Source organism: Nocardia jejuensis NBRC 103114 (genome assembly GCF_001613145.1).
Classification (GTDB): Bacteria; Actinomycetota; Actinomycetes; order Mycobacteriales; family Mycobacteriaceae; genus Nocardia; species Nocardia jejuensis.
In genome coordinates, this window is record NZ_BDBU01000033.1 from 22,715 (window position 1) to 40,302 (window position 17,588).

The following is a 17,588-nucleotide window of genomic DNA, read 5'->3' on the forward strand; positions in this document are numbered from 1 at the left end:
GCGGCGAAAGTCCTTCAGCCGTCGGAGGGTTGGGCACGCAGGTGACGGGAGAGGGTGTCCAGGGCGGCGGTGACCTCCGCGAGGGCGACGGGGTCGCCGGCGCCGAGGGCTCGGGTCAGGGCGTCGTCGATGGTGGTGGCGCGGACCTCGGCCACACGGGTGGAGAGACGGCCCGCCCGGCGTAGCAGAGTGCGGCGGCGATCGGCGGGATCCGGTTCCGCCACAACGGAACCGGTCTCGCGCAGGCGCGATACCGCACCGGAGACCGCGCTCTGCGGGAGCCCGGTGCGGGTGGCGATTTCGCTGATCGTCGTGTCGGCGTGTTCGAGGATGTCGCTCAGAACCACCAGCACCGCTCGGTTTCCGGTGCGGTGGCCGGTCTCGGGCAGGGCCTGCTCGCCGATCTTCATCAGGGTGCGGCCCAGCAGGAACAGTTCGACTCCGTTCATGGCACGACAGTACATCATTTCTGATGCATCACTATTGATGCATCAGAAATGATGCATTACGGTGAGGGCATGAACACGATCGAGACCGCCACCCTTCCCGTCCACGGCGCCGAGCTGTACTTCGAAATCCGCGGCGCCGGGCCGACTCTGCTCATCTCCCAGAGCGGCGAGGGCGATGCCCGGCGCAGTGAGGATCTGGTGCGACACCTGGAGCGGGACTTCACCGTCGTGACCTACGACCGTCGCGGGCTGTCGCGCAGTCGAATTCACGACGAGTCGCTGCCGCCGAGTATCGCCACCCATGCCGAGGACGTGCACCGGCTGCTGACCGCGGTGAGCGACGGTCCGGTCGCGATGCTGGGGTGCAGCATGGGCGCCTCGATCGGGATGCATCTGGCCCTCACGCATCCGGAGCAGTTGCGGACGCTGATCGCGCACGAGCCGGTGTCACCGTGGTTGCTCGGCGCGACCGAACGGGCCGAGCACGCAACGGAACTCGCGCACTGCCAGGAGGTTTTCCGGGCCGACGGGTGGCGGGCCGCGCTGGCGCCGATGGCGCGCACGCTGGGGATCGATCCCGCCGGTCAGGAAATCGAGCCGGGGGTCCGGCGGGCGTCGATCACCGAGGAGCGGGCGGCGAACTTCGGATACTTCATCGCGCAGGACTTCACCGCGGCGCGGGAGGACTCGCTGGATGTGGAGCTGTTGCGGCGCAGTGCGGTGCGGATCGTGCCCGCGAGCGGGCGCACGACACCGGTGCACGTGTTCGATCGCAAGTGCGCCTACGAACTCGCGGCGCTGCGCGGGGTCGAGGTCGAGGTGTTCCCGGGTGGGCACAACGGCAATCTGACGCACCCCGTCGCCTATGCCGAGCGGGTGCGGGCGGTGCTGGCCGAATCGTAGGGAGCCGGGTCTCAGGCAGCGTGAGCGGAGGCGGCAAGATCGACCCTCTGTCCGCTCGCCGGGGGCCCGGCACGAGCAGGGGCGTCAGAACGGTCATCGTCCGGATGAAGGCGTGACAGCGAGGTCGTGGGCGTGGGCGGCACAGTCGGTTTCCGCTGTGCCGCAGGGCCGCTCAGCCGAGCGGGCCGGTCAGCGAGGCCAGTTCGGCCGCGAGGTTGGCTCGGGCCGCCGATTCGTAGCGGCGCTGGGCGGTCGGGGTGCGGAACAGGTGTTCCTGGTCGGTCAGACCTCGAAGGACCGCGGCGCGACCGGGGCGGAACAGGTCGTCGGGGATGTGGCCGTACTCCGCGCGGACGGCGGAAGTGTATGCGGCATAGGCTTTTTCACCGGCAGCCAGGATCGCGAGGTCGGCGTCGCACAGGACCGCGCCGTTGCGATCGCCGGGCTCGGGGTGGTGCCCGGCGGTGAGGCGGACCAGCCGGGCGACCTCCGCGACGGTGCCGGGGGCGACGCCCAGGTTCGGGAGGGTGGCCTCGGCGAGGCGGGCGCTGGCCTCCTCGTTGTCGGCTCGGTCTACGGCGTAGACGGCGTCGTGGAAGAAGGCGGCGTAGCGGACCGCGTCGATATCGGTGGCGTCGGCGGCCAGGTCGTCGATCACCGGGAGCATGGCGGCCAGGTGTTCCACGGTGTGGTAGCGCCGGTGCGGTTCGCGGTAGCGGCGCACCAGGTCCTCCCCCACCGCCCGGGCCGATGGTCCGGCCAGCTTCGTCCAGCGCTCGAGCACTTCCGCGTCCAGCGGGTCGGCAGTTCGGATGTCGTCCCGCGGCCCGGCCGCACCGTGGTCGCCGGTGGTGTGATTCCCCTGAGCGTGATTCCCCATTCCGGCAGTGTGCCGAATTCGGCGGGCGGGCAACAGCCCTGGAGCGGTGCTGTGCGCCATTGCACTGGCTACAGTGAGCCATGCCCATGCAGCCACGTCGCTGGACGCCGCCCAAGCCCACTCCGCGCGCACGCCAAAAGCACAGCGTCCCACCGATGCCCGCGTTGCGGCTGCTTCCGCTGCCGGGGAGCGGGCCGGAGGATGTCGTGGTGGCCGCGGACGGACGGGTGCTCACGGGATTGCACGACGGGGCGATCGTGGCGGTCGATCCGGGGACGGGGGCGGTCGAGCAGATCGCGCGGACCCAGGGGCGTCCGCTGGGGTTGCACGCGAACGCCGATGGCTCGGTGCTGATCTGCGATGCGGGGCGCGGGCTGCTGCGGCTGGACAGGCCGGGCGGGGAGGTCGAGACGCTGGTCGCCGAGATCGAGGGTGAGCCGCTGCGCTTTCCGAGCAATGTGGTCGCGGACCAGGACGGGACGATCTACTTCTCGGCCTCGTCGCGGCGCTGGCCGCTCGAGCAGTGGCGCGGGGACATCATGGAGCATTCGGGTACCGGGCGGCTGCTGCGCCGCGACCCCGGCGGTCTGATCGAAATCCTCATCGACGGACTGGATTTCGCGAACGGGGTGGTACTGGCCCCGGACCGCTCCTGCGTGGTGGTCGCGGAGACCGGCGCGTATCGGATCACGCGCTACTGGCTGACCGGACCGAAGGCGGGCACCTACGACCGGCTCGTGGAGAACCTGCCGGGCTTCCCGGACAATATGTGCCTCGGCAGCGACGGGCTGATCTGGGTGTCGATCCCGTCACCGCGAAATCCGTTGCTGGACACACTGCTTCCGCTGCCGCCGGTGCTGCGGCGGATCTCCTGGGCGATTCCCGAGAGCCTGCAGCCCACGCCGGAGCGCACGGTGTGGGCGATGGCCTTCGACTTCGACGGCGCTCTCGTGCACGACTTGCAGCGCGAGGGCACGGAGTACGCCATGGTGACCGCGGTCGTCGAGCACGACGGGGCGGTGTATCTGGGCAGCCTCACCGAATCGGCGATCGCGGTGACCAGCGTGCCGGCCTGACCTCAGGCGGTCTTCTGGGCTTCGTCCTGGGCGTGCTGCGCCTGGGACAGCTCGGCGGAGGTGTAGCGCAGGGTCAGCGCGAGCAGGCCCATGGTCGCGGTGCCGATGGCGCACACCAGCAGCACCAGGGTGTAACCGCTGCCCAGGGCGTCGATCTGGGCGCTGGACATTTCGGTGACCTTGCCGGTGCTGCCGCCGAGGGACAGCGTGCGCGAGAGCGCGACCGGGCTCAGCAGGCCGACCGCGAACGGGGTGCCCATGTTCATGAACATCTGGCCGACCGCGGACAGCGGGCCGATATTGGCCATGTCCACACCGACGAGCACGCACAGCGGCAGGATCACGATCACCACGCCGACCGAGCAGCCGACCACGAGCAGCAGGCCCAGCAGTGTCGGCAGGTATTCGACCGAACTGTCGATGGTGGAGCCGAAGAACAGGCTGCACGCCAGCACCAGCGCGGCGCCGAAGAGCAGCCAGCGCGGGGCCACGAACTGCACGGCCTTGGCGGCGATTCCGGTGCCGACGCCCGCGCCGAGGGTGAACGGGATGCTCGCCAGGCCCGCCATCAGCGGGCTGTAGCCCAGCACGTTCTGCAGGAACTGCGCCACGAAGAAGGTGGTCGCGCCGAGCACGCCGGAGGCCAGGAAGATCGCGATGAAGGAGATGACGCGATCGCGGCTGTCGAACAGCGACCACGGCAGCAGCGGATTCTGCACGTGCCGTTCGGCGAACACGAACACGATCAGCAGCACGAAACCGCCGATCAGCGAACCGATGATGTACCAGCTGTCCCAACCCATTTCGGGACCCTCGGTGGCGCCGAAGACGATCGCCGCGCAGGCCAGGGTGCCCAGCACCGCGCCGCGGATGTCGAGGGAGATGCGGCGATGTTCGGTGTCGCGTAGCTCGTAGATCGCGCCGATCACGATGAGCAGGCCGATCGGGACATTGATCCAGAAGATCCAGCGCCAGTCGACCTGGGTCAGCGCACCGCCGACCACCAGGCCGCCGACCGAACCGATGCCGACCATGGATCCGAGGATGGCGATGGCCTGATTGCGGACCGGGCCGGGCGCGAAGGTGGTCGCCACCAAGGCGAACGCGGTGGGGGCCGCGATGGCCGCGCCGGTGCCCTGCAGGGCTCTGGCCGCGATCAGCCAGGCCTCGTTCTGGGCCATACCGCACAGTGCGGACGCCACCGTGAACAGCGCGACGCCGAGAATCAGCATGCGCTTGCGGCCGAACGAGTCGCCGAGCCGTCCGCCCAGAAGCATGAGCCCGGCGAACGGCAGACCGTAGGCCGTGACCGTCCAGGCGCTGCCCGCGCTGGAGAGATCGAGCTGCTCCTGCACTCGCGGCAGCGCCAGAATCATGACGGTGCCGTCGAGCACCACCATCAGCTGCAGCCCGCTCAAGACGAGGATGGCGAGCCCGAACGCCCGCTTGGTCACCGGATACTGCATCGTCGCAGCGGGGTTATCGAGCACGCAGCCACTGTAGTGGATGCTCTCCGTTGCATTGGATCGAAGTTCTTCCACTGTGCGCTGTCACAGGCTGTTTCTCTCAGTGCGCGACGGCCGCGGAGGACTCCGAATCCGGGGATCCGGCGGTGAAACCGGCGGTGGGGCCGATGACGATGATGGCGGGCGGGCGGATGGCCTCGGCGCGCACGCGTTCGGCGGCCGTGCTCAGATCCGCGCGCACGATGCGCTGGGTGCGCAGGCTGCCCTCCTGGATGACCGTGACCGGGGTGTCGGCGGCGCGGCCACCCTCGAGCAGGGCGGCGGCGAACTTCTCGATGCGCTCGACGGCCATCAGCAGCACGATGGTGCCGCGCAGGCGAGCCAGGGCGGGCCAGTCGACCAGGGAATCGGGATGGTCGGGGGCGACGTGGCCGCTGACCACGACGAATTCATGGGTGACGCCACGATGGGTGACCGGGATTCCGGCCAGCGCCGGAACCGAGATCGCGCTGGTGACGCCGGGGACGACGGTCACCGGAACACCGGCTGCCACACAGGCTTCGAGCTCCTCGAAGCCGCGGCCGAACACGTAGGAGTCGCCGCCCTTGAGGCGGACCACGAACTTGCCGGCCTTCGCGCCTTCGATGAGGGCGGTGTTGATGGCCTCCTGGGCCATGGCGCGGCCGTACGGGATCTTGGCGGCGTCCACGACCTCGACATCCGGGCCGAGTTCGGCGAGCAACTCCGGCGGGGCGAGCCGGTCGGCGACGACCAGGTTGGCACGGGCCAGCAGGCGGCGCCCGCGCACGGTGATGAGATCGGGATCGCCGGGGCCACCGCCGATGAGGGCGACGCCCGGGGCGGCGGGGGCCGAATCATCGGTCACCACACCGGATTGCAGCGCCTCCAGCACCGCGGTGCGCACGGCGGCCGAGCGGCGATGCTGGCCACCGGCCAGCACGCCGAGCGACATGCCGTCGTAGCGGGCGGTCGCGGGGGTCACGGCGGTACCGAGCCGGGCATTGTCGGCGCGCACGCAGAACACGCGGCGACGCGAGGCCTCCTCGACCACGGCGGCATTGGTCTCGGGTTCGCTGGTGCAGGCCATGGCGTACCAGGCCTCGGCCAGATCGCCGTCCGCGTAGTCGCGCAATTCCAGGCTGATCTGGCCGGAGGTGGCCATGCCCTCCACGGCGGGGGTGGCCTCGCGGCTGATCACGTGCACCTCCGCGCCCGAGGCGATGAGCAGTCCGAGTCGCCGCTGCGCGACGGTGCCGCCACCGACGACTACGACGCGGCGGCCGTTCAGATCGAGCCCGACCAGGTAGTTCGGGTCGCCTACGGGCTGGTCATCGGCTGCGGTCGGAGTGTTCTGCACAAGGATCGAGCCTACGTCGTACAAACCGGACACCGACAATCGCCTGGCACGCGTTCGGCAACCGTAACCAACCTCGCCGCGCCGTTCCCGCGATCGCCGGGGCGATCGCGCGCTCAGATGCGGCTGTGGACCTTGGCCGGGGTGATCCGGACGATGACGCGATCGGCCGGGTCGTCCGCGCCGGAGGGATTGAAGTCGCGGTAGTTCTTTCCGGTGAATTTCAGCGACACCTGATCCGGGAGGGCGCGGTCCGGGTCGGGTTCGACGGTCACAGTGCCGCGGATCTCGGCGTAGACGTACGGGCTCTCCGGCGGGACGATCATCACGGTAGCGCGGGGGTCACGAATCAGGTTGCGGTACTGCCGGCGGCTCACGGTCGTGGAGTAGAGCAGATCGTCGCCGTCGCGGACGAGCCAGACGACGGTGAGATGCGGCTGGCCGTCCGTGCCGATCGTCGCGACGGTGGCGAAGACGTTCGACTCGTCGATGTGCTTGCGCAGTTGTTCGGGGAGTGTGCTCACGCTGTCGGTGAACGGTGTGGGGCGCAAGGGAATTCCCGGGGCCTTTCCGCACGGGTTCCCTATGGAAAGCCCGGATGGTTCCTATGCTTTCAGGCTATGACTCGTTCTCTCGTGGTGATCCGGGTGCTTGCCGTGGTGGCTCTGGTCCTGCTGCCGTTCACCGCCGGGGCCACGGCGTCGGCGGAGGCGTATTTCCCGGCGGGCGTGGTCGAGGCGACCTATGCGCGACCCGGGCCGTGGGTGGTATCGACGCAGAAGGGTTTCGGCTGCTGCGATTCCACGGGTGCGGCGTACGACATCTGGTATCCGGCCGAACTGGGGTCGGGCGGGGTCCGGCATCCGATCATCACCTGGGGCGACGGGACGAACGCGCGACCGAGTCGATACGACTATCTGCTGCGGCATCTCGCGTCCTGGGGCTTCGTGGTGATCGCCACGGAGAACACGCAGGCCGGGTCGGGGGTGGATATCGCGGGGGCGGTGGACTTCCTGCTGGCGCGGGCCGCGGATCCGGCCAGCCCCTTCCACGGCAGGCTGGATCCGGATTCCATAGGGGCGGTGGGGCATTCGCAGGGCGCGACGGGGGCGCTCAATGCCATGCTGCGGTCCGGTGGGCGAATCGGCACGGCGGTGCCGATCGAACCGCCGATCCAGCTCCTGTGCGCGACGGGGTCGTGGTGTCCCGAAACACGGTCGCTGACAAGCGGTTCGGTGTTCCTGGTGAACGGGTCGCAGGACGGGATCATCTCACCGTCCGAGCAGGCACTGCCCGCACAGCTCATCGGGCCGCAGTCGGTACGCGCCTACTACGACGGGATTCCGGCGACGGTTCCCAAGGTGTGGGGAACGCTCGTCGGGGCGAATCACAACGACGTGCAGGGCGGGCCGGACTGCTCGGCGGCTTCGTGGCCCTGCACATCGGGGGTGGACGGGTATCTCGGCTATCCGACCGCCTGGCTGGCGGCGCGGCTGCTCGGGCGGCAGGACGCACAGCGGGCGTTCGTGCCGGGAAGCGGTGAGTTCTTCGCGCCGAATCCGCACTGGTCCAACCAGATCGGGAGTGGGACCTGACGGCTACTGCACCAGTCGGATCTTGAACTCGCGCATCGGATACCGATCGAGGTCCACGCGTTCGAGCGTCATGGTGACCGGACTGCCGCCGAGTTCGCCGGTGAGCACCATGTGGTCGGGCGCGGAGCGGTCGTAGGTGAACGTGCCGACGGCGGAGGGTGTTTCGGCTCCAGCAGGATCGGCGGGCATGGCGCTCAGGGTGAGCGTGTGCGCGCCGGTGTCGATATCGGTGAGAACCTGCACCAGGCTGTCGTCCATACGCTGGTAGTCGCTGTACGGGACCTCCTCGAAAATGATTCGCCGCCAGCGGGTCTCGTCGGTGGTCAGGGGCGGGACCGGTTGACCGTCGCGCACGAACTCGCTCACGTTCCAGATGCCGTACAGCTCGGACTTGGGTCGACCGGGGCCCCATTCGTGCCATGCGTGCCAGCTGCCGATGCACTGTGCCGCCAGAAACCATGCGGCCAGGGCGAGTTGGGCGATCAGGGCGATGCGGCGGGCCCGGGGTGTGTGGAACGGTTGCGGAGCGGTGGACGGGCCGACCGCGTGGCCGGTCAGCATGAGGATCAGGCGGCGCGCGTCGGGCGCCAGCAGCACCACCGACAGCAGGAGCAGGTGGAACGAGAGCAGTTTCACCGGCACGTCGAAGGTCATGTTCAGGATCCACACCTGCGCCATGCTGACCAGACTCAGCAGGACCCCGGCGAAGGCCGTGCGCGGCACCAGCAGCAGCAGGCCCGCGATCACCTCGGCGATACCGAGCAGGATCTCGTACGGCGGCGACGCGCCGACCTGGTTCCAGAGCACGGCCATCAGGGTGAAGTCGCCGTACGGCTTGACCAGGGTGGCCAGCGCGGGTTCCTGCATCTGGGTCGGGATCATCTTGGCGAAGCCGTAGCCCAGCATCTGCCCGGCCAGGCAGAGCCGGATGAAGAGCAGGAACCAGCCGGCGAGCCGCCGGTAGTCCGGACGGCGGCGATCCAGCAGCGTCCAGAGCAGGGTTCCGGTGACCGCGACGACCAGGATGCAGAAGACCAGGACCCACAGGTACGGCTGATCGCCGCTGCCGGAGGTGAAGTCCAGCAGCGAGTCGTTGCCGAAGACCACCCGGCCGACCCATTCCACGAGCGGGCGCGGCAGGGTCGAGGACTTCAGGACCCAGTCGTCGGGCAGCCATTGAGCGAGCGGACCCAGGAACGCGTACAGGGGCTGCGGATAGACGACGCAGAAGAGTCCGAAGTACAGAAAGCTGAATCGGAACAAAAGCCGAGTGCCGGGTTTCCATCGAGTGGGCGGTTCCGGAGCCCGCTCGTCGATATCCGGTTCGGTAACGACCGCATGCATTGTCACAACGACCCCTCTGTCGAAATAGCCTTCTCAACAGTAGGAATCGGGTCGTCGACGCACCTCCGGGAAGCCCCCGAGACGGACCCTGACCTGAGGATCGCGAAAAATACATCGGGAGAATTACGTACTGCCACGACCTGCTGCATCCGAAGTACGGACAAGGTCGCATCCCGGTCACCGGTACTCGCGAAATCGGTTCGCCGAATCGCTTCCCGACCCAACTAGAACGCGTTACATTTCACGCACAGTGTCACCCGGATTCCGGTGCGCTTACCAGATCGCGCCCACCGGAATCCATTGACACGCCGAAAATTTCCCCTGTGCAGGAGGACCCATGACGTCTGCCGACGCCGATCCCAACCAGCGACGGCAACTCACCATCTCGGAACGCGACCTCGATGTGCTCGCGACCGAACTGGCCGAGTGGCTCGCCGGCAAGGTCGAGGCCGACGACCGTCCGAAGGTCGGCTCGATCACCCGCCCGCAGGCGGGCGGCATGTCCAGCACCACGCTGCTGTTCGACGCCGAGTGGACCGAGAACGGCCGACCCGCCGGTGGGTCGTTCGTGGCCCGCCTGGCTCCCGAGGACAGCTCGTTCCCGGTCTTCGAGACCTACGATCTCGAAACGCAGTTCGCCGTCATGGCCGGAGTCGCCGAGGCGACCGACGCGCCGCTGCCGCCGCTGTGCTGGCTGGAGAGCGACGCGAGCGTGCTCGGCTCGCCGTTCCTGGTGATGCGACGCGTGGACGGGCGTGTGCCGGAAGACAATCCGCCGTACGTGTTCCTGGGCTGGCTCTTCGATTCCTCGAAGGAGGATCGATACGCGATGACCCGCAACACCGTCGAGGTGATCGCCAAGATCCACGCCATCGAGAACCCGGCCGAGCGCTTCCCCATGCTCGCCTGCGAGGGCTCGCCGCTGCGCAAACACTTCCAGGATCAGAAGGACTGGTACGACTGGGCGCTGGCGAAGGACGGATTCCGAATCCCGTTGCTGGAGCGCACCTTCGAATGGCTCGAGCAGAACTGGCCGGCCGACACCGGCGCGGACGTGCTCAGCTGGGGTGACGCCCGCCCGGGCAACATCATCTTCGACGGGTACACCCCGGCGGCGGTGCTGGACTGGGAGATGGCCGCGCTCGGCCCGCGTGAGCTGGATGTGGCCTGGCCCATCCTGATCCACCGCTTCTTCCAGGACATCGCGACCCGCTTCGATCAGCCGGGGCTGCCGGACTTCCTGCGCCGCAGCGATGTCGAGAAGCTGTACGAGGAGTTCACCGGTCACGCCCCGCGCGATATGGACTGGTACCTGACCTACGCGGCGCTGCGGCACGGGATCGTGATGGCCCGGGTCAAGCGCCGGATGATCCACTTCGGGGAGGACACCGACACTCCCGATCGCGACGACTACGTCATGCACCGGCTTCTGCTCGAAGCCCTGCTCGACGGCACCTACGACTGGGATTGAGGACGACCATGATCGGCCCGCTCGACGAATACCCCATCCACCAGGCTCCGCTGCCGATGGCCCGGGTCGCCTCCAGCGACCGGAACTTCTACGACCGCAGCTACTTCAACGCCTCGGACCGCGACGGCGGCACCTTCCTGGTGACCGGGTTCGGCGTCTATCCGAACCTCGGCACCATCGATGCCTTCGCGACCGTGCGGCGCGGGGATCAGCAACGCGCGGTGCGCTTCTCGGACGCGCTCACCGAGCGCAGCACCGATCCGAAGGTCGGCGGCTACCGACTGGAGATCATCGAGCCGCTGCGCAAGATCCGCGCCATCTGCGAGCACGAGGACCTGTCCTTCGACATGACCTGGGAGGGCACCTCGCCCGCCGTGCAGGAACTGCCGCACACCATCATCACCGGACTGAACCGGCCGATCATCGACGCGCAGCGCTTCGCGCAGGTGGGCTCCTGGGCGGGAACGCTGAGTGTCGACGGCACCGATCTCACCGTCGATCCGGCGGTGTGGACCGGTACCCGCGACCGCTCCTGGGGCATCCGGCCGGTCGGCGAGGCCGAGCAGCCCGGCCGCGCGGCCGACGAACCGTCCGAAGGCTTCTGGTGGCTGTACGTGCCGCTGCGGTTCGACGAGTTCACCATCGTGGTGATCGTGCAGGAGGAGCCGAACGGCTTCCGCACCCTCAACGACGCCACCCGCATCTGGAACGACGGGCGCGTGGAACAGCTCGGCTGGCCGCGGGTGAACCTGACCTACAAGTCCGGCACCCGCATTCCGACCGCGTTGCGACTGGATCTCACCACCCCCGACGGCAAGCCGCTCGAGCTCGAGGTCGAGGCGGGCACCTTCGTGGCGCTGAACGTCGGCTGCGGGTACGGCGGCGATCCGGATTGGCAGCACGGGCAGTGGAAGGGACGCGGCTGGTCCGAGAGCCGTCTCTACGATCTGACCGATCCCGCGATCGCGGGCCGAATTCCGTTCGGCGTCATCGATCATGTCGGCAAGGCCCGGCTCGGCGATGCCGAGGGCTGGGGACTGTTCGAGCACGGCAGCCTCGGCCGCCATGATCCGACCGGTTTCGCCGATTGGGGCTCGGTGGCTCCTTAGTCCGGTCCCGGACACGCCTTCCCCGAACAGCGAATCACCCTCTCCCGCGAGGAGATTCGCCGGCCGCCGTATCTGCCGATCCCCAACCATGAGGCAGGTGCGGCGGCCGATTTCGTGCGGGGGGGGCGATGTCGTGCGGGGCGGTTTCGGGTGGGCCGATGCCGTGCTCAGGCCGGTGCGGCCAGATTGCCCAGCGCGACATCGGCGAATCGCGGCCACTCGTGCGCGTGCGCGTGCGGGATCGCCACCCAGTCCTTGAAGGGCCGTCCGCCGCCGGAGGGATCGAACAGCACCGCCCCGGGCAATGCCAGCGCTTCCCCGTGTGCGGGAGTGCCGTCGCCGAGCCGGAACGCGATGGAATCGCCCTTGAGACAGGCGAATGCCTTCCCCTGCGCCTTGAGCGCCCGCTTGCCGAACATCGCCCCCGCGACCACCCCGCGAGGCGCGAGATCCAGCGCAAATCTCTCGAACAGTTCGTCCGGACCCATCGAGGTTCCTTTCTCCGCTGATCGCTTCCACTCGAAACTATTCCTCACCCCCGAGCCGCCGATCAAGATCGAGCGAAATCCACCGTGCGAATGCACGACGACTCCCGCGCTCCCCCCTTCTCTTTCACCGTGTGAATGTCCAGTTACCGGGTCCGCAAACCGGGAGCAGACGCGCGACCGGAAGGGTTCACTTCTCGATCGTCGCGGCGGCCAGGGTGATCGTCCCGGCCACCTGTTTCGGTAGTGCGAGTCGATCGGTTCCGGCGGCGAGCAGCGCGGCGGCCTCGGCCACGCTGGGCGTGCCGAGAGCGGCGGCCGTGCGCTCGGAGGGATTCGGCACGGGCACCCCGGAAAGTTGGTCCGGGGCGAAGAAAACGATCGGCACTCCGAGTTGTGCGGCCGCCGCGCGCAGTCCCGGTTCTCCCGCGCGGCGATCCACGGTGGCGAGACAGCCGACGGCACTCGCGCCCAGGGCATCTCGCACGGCGGCCAGGATCGCGGATGCCGCAGTTCCCGGCCGCATCCCTATCCCGACTGCCAGAAACGCCTCGGGGTTCGGGTGCGTCGCGCGGTGCGAGGTGGCGGGGGCATCGCTGTCAGCAGGTGTGCGGCTCGCGGGGTCACGCCCGGAGTCCGCGATCGGAGAGTGGGGGCTCACCGGCATCTCGGGCCGGAGTGCCGGAGTCCGCGATCGGCGGCTCGCATAGGGCTGCGGGGTGGGCGGGGTGGGTGGTCGAGGACTGCGCGGCGGCCCGCGCCGGAACAGCGGATGAGCGACTCGCCGCCCGGCACCTGGCGCCGGAGCGCGGGAGCAGGGTGGTCAGCGGCCGGCACCTCACGTGGGTGGCGGGATGGGCGATCGCGCACCTCGCACCTCACGCCGTGGTGACGGCGTGGGTGGAGGCCGCCGCGTGCACGAAACGGGCTATGGCGGTGGGGTTTCCGGCGGGGTGGGTGTGCAGGTAGGAAGCGTGCACCGTGCCGTGTACCGCGCCTTCTCGCACGGTGTCGCCGGAGGGAGCGCGCCAGGCCCAGGACGGCGGCGCCGAGGCGAGTGCGGCGAGGCGAGTGCGGTGGAACTCGTGACCGCGGACTCGCTCACCCGCCCGCCAGAGCGGAGAGTCGGTGAGGGCGACGGCATCTCGGTAGCCCAGGGTGAGGCGGGGGCCGAATTCGGCATCGGCGTCGATCACTCCGGCCATGCGATGGCCGTCGAGGGAGCGAGCCAGGTAGAGCAGGCCCGCGCATTCGGCGTGGATCGGTAGACCGCGGGCCGCCCCGTCTGCGATGGCGCTCAGCAGCGGAGTGTTGGCGGCCAGCTGGGCGGCGTGTTCCTCGGGGAAGCCGCCGGGAATCACCAGACCTGCTGTGCCGGTGGGGAGTTCGTCCCGCAGGGGGTCGAACACCACGACCCTCGCACCGGCGGCGGCCAGGAGTTCGCGATGTTCGGCGTAGCCGAAGGTGAACGCCGCGCCGCCCGCGATGGCGATCACGGGACCGTCCTCGTCAGCTCCGTAGGCGGAATCTGTTGCGGCACTGCGCGATCCGGTCGGCAGCGCGGACACACCGGCGTGAACGGAACCCCGGAGCGTTGCGGCAGAATCGGCTCGAGCGCCACCGGAATACCGGCCGGCCCCGCTCGACACGGGCAGACCCGCACGCTCGAGTGCCGCGGCGATTTCCTCGACGGGGTCCCAACTCGGACCCGAGACCCGGGATGCGGCCAGGGCCGCGATCGCGGTGAGGTCCACGTGGGCGGCGACCAGGTCGGTCATGGCCTCGACGGCGGCGTGGGCGGCGGAGCCGTGTTCCACGGCGGGGATGAGGCCGAGATGCCGTGAGGGGACTTCCAATTCGGCCAGCCGGGGCAGTGCGCCCAGGACCGGGAGGCCGACGCGGGTGCAGGCGGCGCGCAGGACCTGTTCGTGGCGTTCGCTGCCGACGCGGTTGAGAATCACTCCGCCCAAACGGATTCCGGTGTCGTAGGTGGCGAAACCGTGCAGCAGGGCGGCGAGGCTCTGGCTGTGGCCGCGGGCGTCGACCACGAGAACCACCGGGGCGCCGAGCATTGCGGCGATCTGGGCGGTGGAGCCCTCGGCGATCGGGGTGCTCTGGTTGTCGTCGATGCGGCCGTCGAACAGACCCATCACGCCCTCGACCACGGCCAGGTCGCAGCCCCGGGAGCCGTGCCGGTACAGGGGCACGACGCGGTCCGCGCCGACCAGGACCGGATCGAGATTGCGGCCCGGGCGGCCCGCGGCCAAGCCGTGGTAGCCGGGGTCGATGTAGTCGGGGCCGACCTTGAAGGGCGCGACCCGGTGACCCGCGCGGCGCAGCGCGCCGATCAAGCCGGTCGCCACGGTGGTCTTGCCGCTGCCCGAGGCGGGCGCGGCGATCACGACGGCGGGCACGCCGGCGCCGGGACTCACCATTCGATGCCGCGCTGGCCCTTGCGGCCCGCGTCCATGGGGTGCTTGATCTTGGTCATCTCGGTGACCAGGTCGGCGACCTCGAGCAGCGCCTGCGGGGCGTCGCGGCCGGTGATGACGACGTGCTGATTGCCCGGGCGATCGCGCAGGGTCCGCACCACCTCGTCCACGTCGACCCAGCCCCACTTGAGGGGATAGGTGAATTCGTCCAGGACGTAGAAGCGGTGTTCCTCGGCGTTCAGGCGGCGGGCGATCTCGCGCCAGCCCGCGAGCGCGTCCGCCGCGTGGTCCTCGTCGCTGCCCGCTTTACGGGTCCAGGACCAGCCCTCGCCCATCTTGTGCCATTCCACCGCGCCGCCCGCGCCGGTCTCCTCGTGCAGCGTGCCGAGGGTGCGGAAGGCGGCCTCCTCGCCGACCTTCCATTTCGCGCTCTTCACGAACTGGAAGACGGCCACGTCGAAGCCCTGATTCCAGGCGCGCAGCGCCATCCCGAACGCGGCGGTGGACTTGCCCTTGCCCGGACCGGTATGCACGGCCAGCACCGGCTGGTTGCGACGCTGCCGCGTCGTCAGCCCGTCCTGCGGAATGCTGTCCGGCAGTGGCACGCCCTTGGGCATCGTTCGCGCTCCCTTCGTTGCCGCGCACTGGCGCGGCCGCTCAGGGAAGTACGTTGCCATATGGGCGTGATGCGGCCACTCCCGGCCCAACGCTCCACCGCGGGCATCCGAACGACGGGAAACCACCCGCGGTCAGCGCTCGATGACGCCGCAGGCAGCCAGAACCTCACGCGGCGCGCGCACCCCGGACCACTCCGGCGACGACATCGCCGGTGAGTTCGCCTAGTTGCAGGTAGCCGGCGCGCATTTCGAGGGCCAGATCGCGGGCGAGGCCGAGGCGGATCATGCCGCGTTCGCAGTCGACGACCATGGCGGTGACGGAGTCTCGGGCCAGCAGGCGGGCGGCGGCGCGGGCGCGGGGTACGGGGTCGGCGCCGCCGGTGGCGCGGCCGTCGGTGAGCAGAACCACCAGGGGGCGGCGGTGCGGATCGCGGACGCGTTCGCGGCCGATCACCTCGCGGGCCTTCAGAAGTCCCCGGGCGAGTGGGGTTTTGCCACCGGTGCGCAGGTCCGCGAGGCGGCGGACGGCGATGTCGACCGAGGAGGTGGGGGGCAGGACCAACTCGGCGTCCTGGCCTCGGACGGTGATGACGGCGACCTTGTCGCGACGCTGGTAGGCATCGCGCAGCAGGGCGACGATCGCGCCGGTGACCGCGGAGAGCCGGTCGCGCGCGGCCATGGAGCCGGAGGCGTCCACCACGAAGACGACCAGGTTGCCCTCGCGGCCTTCGCGGTACGCGCCGCGCAGGTCCTCGGCCAGGAATTCGATGGGGCCGGTGGTGCGGCCGCGCGAATACTGGTGCGGGACAGCGGCGAACAGGGTGCCGAGCAGGTGCAGACCGGTGCCGGTCTCGGTGGTGGCGCGCACGACGCGACCCTGGCGGGTGCGGGCACGGGAGCGGCGGCCGGGTGCGCCTTCACCGACACCGGGGACCTCCCAGCGCGGGGCCTTGACACTCGATCGGGTGGGGACGCTCACGCCGCGTTCGCGGCCGGGCTTGTCGCCCTGCGGGTTCGAGTCCTGATCGCTGCCGGGGTTTTTCGAGTCAGAGTTCTTCGAATCGCGGCGCGGGGGGTTCGCGGAATCCCGCGGTGAATCCTGTCCGCCTCCCGGCGAATCCGGGCCGTCGTCCGGGGATTGCGGACCCTCGCCGTCCGGATCGCCTTCGGGGCGCGCGCCGGTCGAATCCTGCTCCGGCCCAGTGGTGTTCGCCCCGTTCTCCGGGTGTGCGCCCGACTCTTCCGCCTGGTGCCGCGGTCCCGCATCGTCCTGCGAGACCGCTTCACCTTTTCCCAGGTCGTCGGCACCGCCGTCCGCGTCGGCGCGAGCGGCTTCGTCCGAGGCCTGGCGCATGGCCTCGTCGAGTTGGTCCTCGCTGATCCCCGGTTCGTCGAACGGATCGCGCCGACGCCGGTGCGGCAGTGCGAGTTCCGCGGCGATCCGCACGTCGTCCTCGGTCACGACCTCGCTGCCGCGCCAGGCGGCGTGTGCGGTCGCGGTGCGCGCCACGACCAGGTCCGCGCGCATGCCGTCCACGTCGAAGGCCGCACAGAGCGCGGCGATCCGGCGCAGTTCGACATTGTCGAGGGCGACCTCGGGCAGGCGATCGCGGGCGGTGAGGATGCGCTCGGCGATCTCACGGTCAGCGCCCGTGTACGCGGCGGCGAAGCCGTTCGGGTCCGCCTCGTAGTCGAGCCGCCTGCGCACGACGGCCATGCGCACGTCCACCTCACGCGAGGCGACCACGTCGACGGTGAGCCCGAAGCGGTCCAGCAGCTGCGGGCGCAGCTCCCCCTCCTCAGGGTTCATGGTGCCCACGAGCACGAAACGTGCCGGGTGCGAATGGGATACGCCGTCGCGCTCGATGTGCACGCGTCCCATGGCGGCGGCATCGAGCAGCACATCCACCAGATGGTCGTGCAGCAGGTTCACCTCGTCGACGTACAGCACGCCGTGATGCGCCGCGGCCAGCAGACCGGGCTTGAACGCCTGTTCCCCGTCGCGCAGCACGCGTTCCAGGTCCAGGGAGCCGACGACCCGGTCCTCGGTCGCCCCGACCGGCAGTTCCACCAGCCGCGCGGGCCGCGCCCCGCTCTCGTCCACGACGGGCGGCAGCAACTGCGCGAGCGCGCGCACCACCGTCGACTTGGCGGTCCCCTTCTCACCGCGCACCAGTACGCCACCGATTCCGGGGTGCACCGCGCACAGGATCAACGCCAGCTGCAACCGCTCCTGGCCGACCACGGCGGAGAACGGAAACCCGGCTTCGTCACCGGATGTCGCACGGACGGATTCGGAGTAAGCAACAAGGGAACCGGACACGCCCCAACTGTATGCGCGCACTCCGGGACAGCGACCATCGGCCTACCCGGGAAAACAGCGCGG

General features: G+C 69.6%; 16 protein-coding genes. 5 read left to right on the top strand and 11 right to left on the bottom strand.

The genetic code is table 11. The features are described 5' to 3' along the window. Positions 1 to 14: 14 nt before the first annotated feature. Entirely contained in the window at positions 15 to 449 is a 435-nt protein-coding gene (locus tag NJ1_RS25755) for a MarR family winged helix-turn-helix transcriptional regulator (protein ID WP_067698876.1), read from the bottom strand. Between the two features lie 69 nt (positions 450 to 518). Here NJ1_RS25755 and NJ1_RS25760 point away from each other — a divergent pair, with 69 nt between their 5' ends. Beyond that, positions 519 to 1,352, top strand: coding sequence for an alpha/beta fold hydrolase (locus tag NJ1_RS25760; protein ID WP_067698912.1), 834 nt, complete (start codon positions 519 to 521; stop codon positions 1,350 to 1,352). Positions 1,353 to 1,524: 172 nt separating this feature from the next. Here NJ1_RS25760 and NJ1_RS25765 read toward each other — a convergent pair whose 3' ends face one another. Beyond that, positions 1,525 to 2,232, bottom strand: coding sequence for an HD domain-containing protein (locus NJ1_RS25765; RefSeq protein WP_245717582.1), 708 nt, complete (start codon positions 2,230 to 2,232; stop codon positions 1,525 to 1,527). A gap of 80 nt (positions 2,233 to 2,312) precedes the next feature. Between NJ1_RS25765 and NJ1_RS25770 the strand changes: the two genes are divergently transcribed. Then, complete coding sequence (locus NJ1_RS25770) at positions 2,313 to 3,308, top strand: SMP-30/gluconolactonase/LRE family protein (RefSeq protein ID WP_245717583.1); 996 nt, start codon at positions 2,313 to 2,315, stop codon at positions 3,306 to 3,308. 2 nt (positions 3,309 to 3,310) lie between these two features. Here NJ1_RS25770 and NJ1_RS25775 read toward each other — a convergent pair whose 3' ends face one another. From NJ1_RS25775 to NJ1_RS25785, 3 genes are all read right to left on the bottom strand, one after another. After that, complete coding sequence (locus tag NJ1_RS25775) at positions 3,311 to 4,774, bottom strand: MFS transporter (protein WP_067698880.1); 1,464 nt, start codon at positions 4,772 to 4,774, stop codon at positions 3,311 to 3,313. 100 nt (positions 4,775 to 4,874) lie between these two features. After that, complete coding sequence (cobA, locus tag NJ1_RS25780) at positions 4,875 to 6,152, bottom strand: uroporphyrinogen-III C-methyltransferase (RefSeq protein ID WP_067698882.1); 1,278 nt, start codon at positions 6,150 to 6,152, stop codon at positions 4,875 to 4,877. 113 nt (positions 6,153 to 6,265) lie between these two features. Then, the gene (locus tag NJ1_RS25785; RefSeq protein ID WP_067698884.1) at positions 6,266 to 6,673 is read right to left on the bottom strand and encodes a PPOX class F420-dependent oxidoreductase; all 408 of its coding nucleotides are present in this window, start codon (positions 6,671 to 6,673) and stop codon (positions 6,266 to 6,268) included. A gap of 96 nt (positions 6,674 to 6,769) precedes the next feature. Here NJ1_RS25785 and NJ1_RS25790 point away from each other — a divergent pair, with 96 nt between their 5' ends. Then, positions 6,770 to 7,744 carry a poly(ethylene terephthalate) hydrolase family protein gene (locus NJ1_RS25790; protein WP_157574202.1) on the top strand — a complete coding sequence of 325 codons (975 nt, stop codon included), beginning with the start codon at positions 6,770 to 6,772 and terminating at the stop codon, positions 7,742 to 7,744. A 3-nt stretch (positions 7,745 to 7,747) separates the two neighbouring features. On the opposite strand, the gene NJ1_RS25795 is transcribed toward NJ1_RS25790, so the two are convergent. Then, positions 7,748 to 9,088, bottom strand: coding sequence for a DoxX family protein (locus NJ1_RS25795; protein ID WP_067698889.1), 1,341 nt, complete (start codon positions 9,086 to 9,088; stop codon positions 7,748 to 7,750). Positions 9,089 to 9,425: 337 nt separating this feature from the next. Between NJ1_RS25795 and NJ1_RS25800 the strand changes: the two genes are divergently transcribed. Then, a complete protein-coding gene (locus NJ1_RS25800) occupies positions 9,426 to 10,559 on the top strand; it encodes a phosphotransferase family protein (protein WP_067698891.1) in 1,134 nt (377 codons plus the stop codon). A gap of 8 nt (positions 10,560 to 10,567) precedes the next feature. After that, complete coding sequence (locus tag NJ1_RS25805; RefSeq protein ID WP_067698893.1) at positions 10,568 to 11,668, top strand: Rv3169 family protein; 1,101 nt, start codon at positions 10,568 to 10,570, stop codon at positions 11,666 to 11,668. A 167-nt stretch (positions 11,669 to 11,835) separates the two neighbouring features. Here the strand turns inward: NJ1_RS25805 and NJ1_RS25810 are convergent, their stop codons facing one another. From NJ1_RS25810 to NJ1_RS25830, 5 genes are all read right to left on the bottom strand, one after another. Beyond that, positions 11,836 to 12,156, bottom strand: coding sequence for a hypothetical protein (locus NJ1_RS25810; RefSeq protein WP_067698894.1), 321 nt, complete (start codon positions 12,154 to 12,156; stop codon positions 11,836 to 11,838). Between the two features lie 187 nt (positions 12,157 to 12,343). After that, positions 12,344 to 12,697: a cobalamin biosynthesis protein gene (locus NJ1_RS25815; RefSeq protein WP_281202159.1), complete on the bottom strand. Its 354-nt coding sequence runs from the start codon at positions 12,695 to 12,697 to the stop codon at positions 12,344 to 12,346. A 334-nt stretch (positions 12,698 to 13,031) separates the two neighbouring features. Further along, on the bottom strand, positions 13,032 to 14,588 hold the full coding sequence (locus NJ1_RS25820) for a cobyrinic acid a,c-diamide synthase CobB (RefSeq protein WP_067698898.1): 1,557 nt from the start codon (positions 14,586 to 14,588) through the stop codon (positions 13,032 to 13,034). Continuing rightward, positions 14,582 to 15,202, bottom strand: coding sequence for a cob(I)yrinic acid a,c-diamide adenosyltransferase (gene cobO / locus NJ1_RS25825; RefSeq protein WP_067698901.1), 621 nt, complete (start codon positions 15,200 to 15,202; stop codon positions 14,582 to 14,584). The genes NJ1_RS25820 and cobO overlap by 7 nt, the downstream gene beginning before the upstream one ends. 166 nt (positions 15,203 to 15,368) lie before the next feature. After that, positions 15,369 to 17,525, bottom strand: a complete 2,157-nt coding sequence (locus tag NJ1_RS25830; RefSeq protein WP_067698904.1) for a magnesium chelatase subunit D family protein — start codon at positions 17,523 to 17,525, stop codon at positions 15,369 to 15,371. Positions 17,526 to 17,588 lie beyond the last annotated feature (63 nt).

Bases quoted from the DNA above. Each gene is read 5' to 3' on its own strand.
- NJ1_RS25775 (WP_067698880.1), bottom strand. From the start codon at position 4,774: ATGCAGTATCCGGTGACCAAGCGGGCGTTCGGGCTCGCCATCCTCGTC.
- NJ1_RS25760 (WP_067698912.1), top strand. From the start codon at position 519: ATGAACACGATCGAGACCGCCACCCTTCCCGTCCACGGCGCCGAGCTG.
- cobO (WP_067698901.1), bottom strand. From the start codon at position 15,202: ATGCCCAAGGGCGTGCCACTGCCGGACAGCATTCCGCAGGACGGGCTG.
- NJ1_RS25810 (WP_067698894.1), bottom strand. From the start codon at position 12,156: ATGGGTCCGGACGAACTGTTCGAGAGATTTGCGCTGGATCTCGCGCCT.
- NJ1_RS25800 (WP_067698891.1), top strand. From the start codon at position 9,426: ATGACGTCTGCCGACGCCGATCCCAACCAGCGACGGCAACTCACCATC.
- NJ1_RS25755 (WP_067698876.1), bottom strand. From the start codon at position 449: ATGAACGGAGTCGAACTGTTCCTGCTGGGCCGCACCCTGATGAAGATC.
- NJ1_RS25790 (WP_157574202.1), top strand. From the start codon at position 6,770: ATGACTCGTTCTCTCGTGGTGATCCGGGTGCTTGCCGTGGTGGCTCTG.
- NJ1_RS25805 (WP_067698893.1), top strand. From the start codon at position 10,568: ATGATCGGCCCGCTCGACGAATACCCCATCCACCAGGCTCCGCTGCCG.
- NJ1_RS25820 (WP_067698898.1), bottom strand. From the start codon at position 14,588: ATGGTGAGTCCCGGCGCCGGCGTGCCCGCCGTCGTGATCGCCGCGCCC.
- NJ1_RS25770 (WP_245717583.1), top strand. From the start codon at position 2,313: ATGCCCATGCAGCCACGTCGCTGGACGCCGCCCAAGCCCACTCCGCGC.
- NJ1_RS25765 (WP_245717582.1), bottom strand. From the start codon at position 2,232: ATGGGGAATCACGCTCAGGGGAATCACACCACCGGCGACCACGGTGCG.
- NJ1_RS25795 (WP_067698889.1), bottom strand. From the start codon at position 9,088: ATGCATGCGGTCGTTACCGAACCGGATATCGACGAGCGGGCTCCGGAA.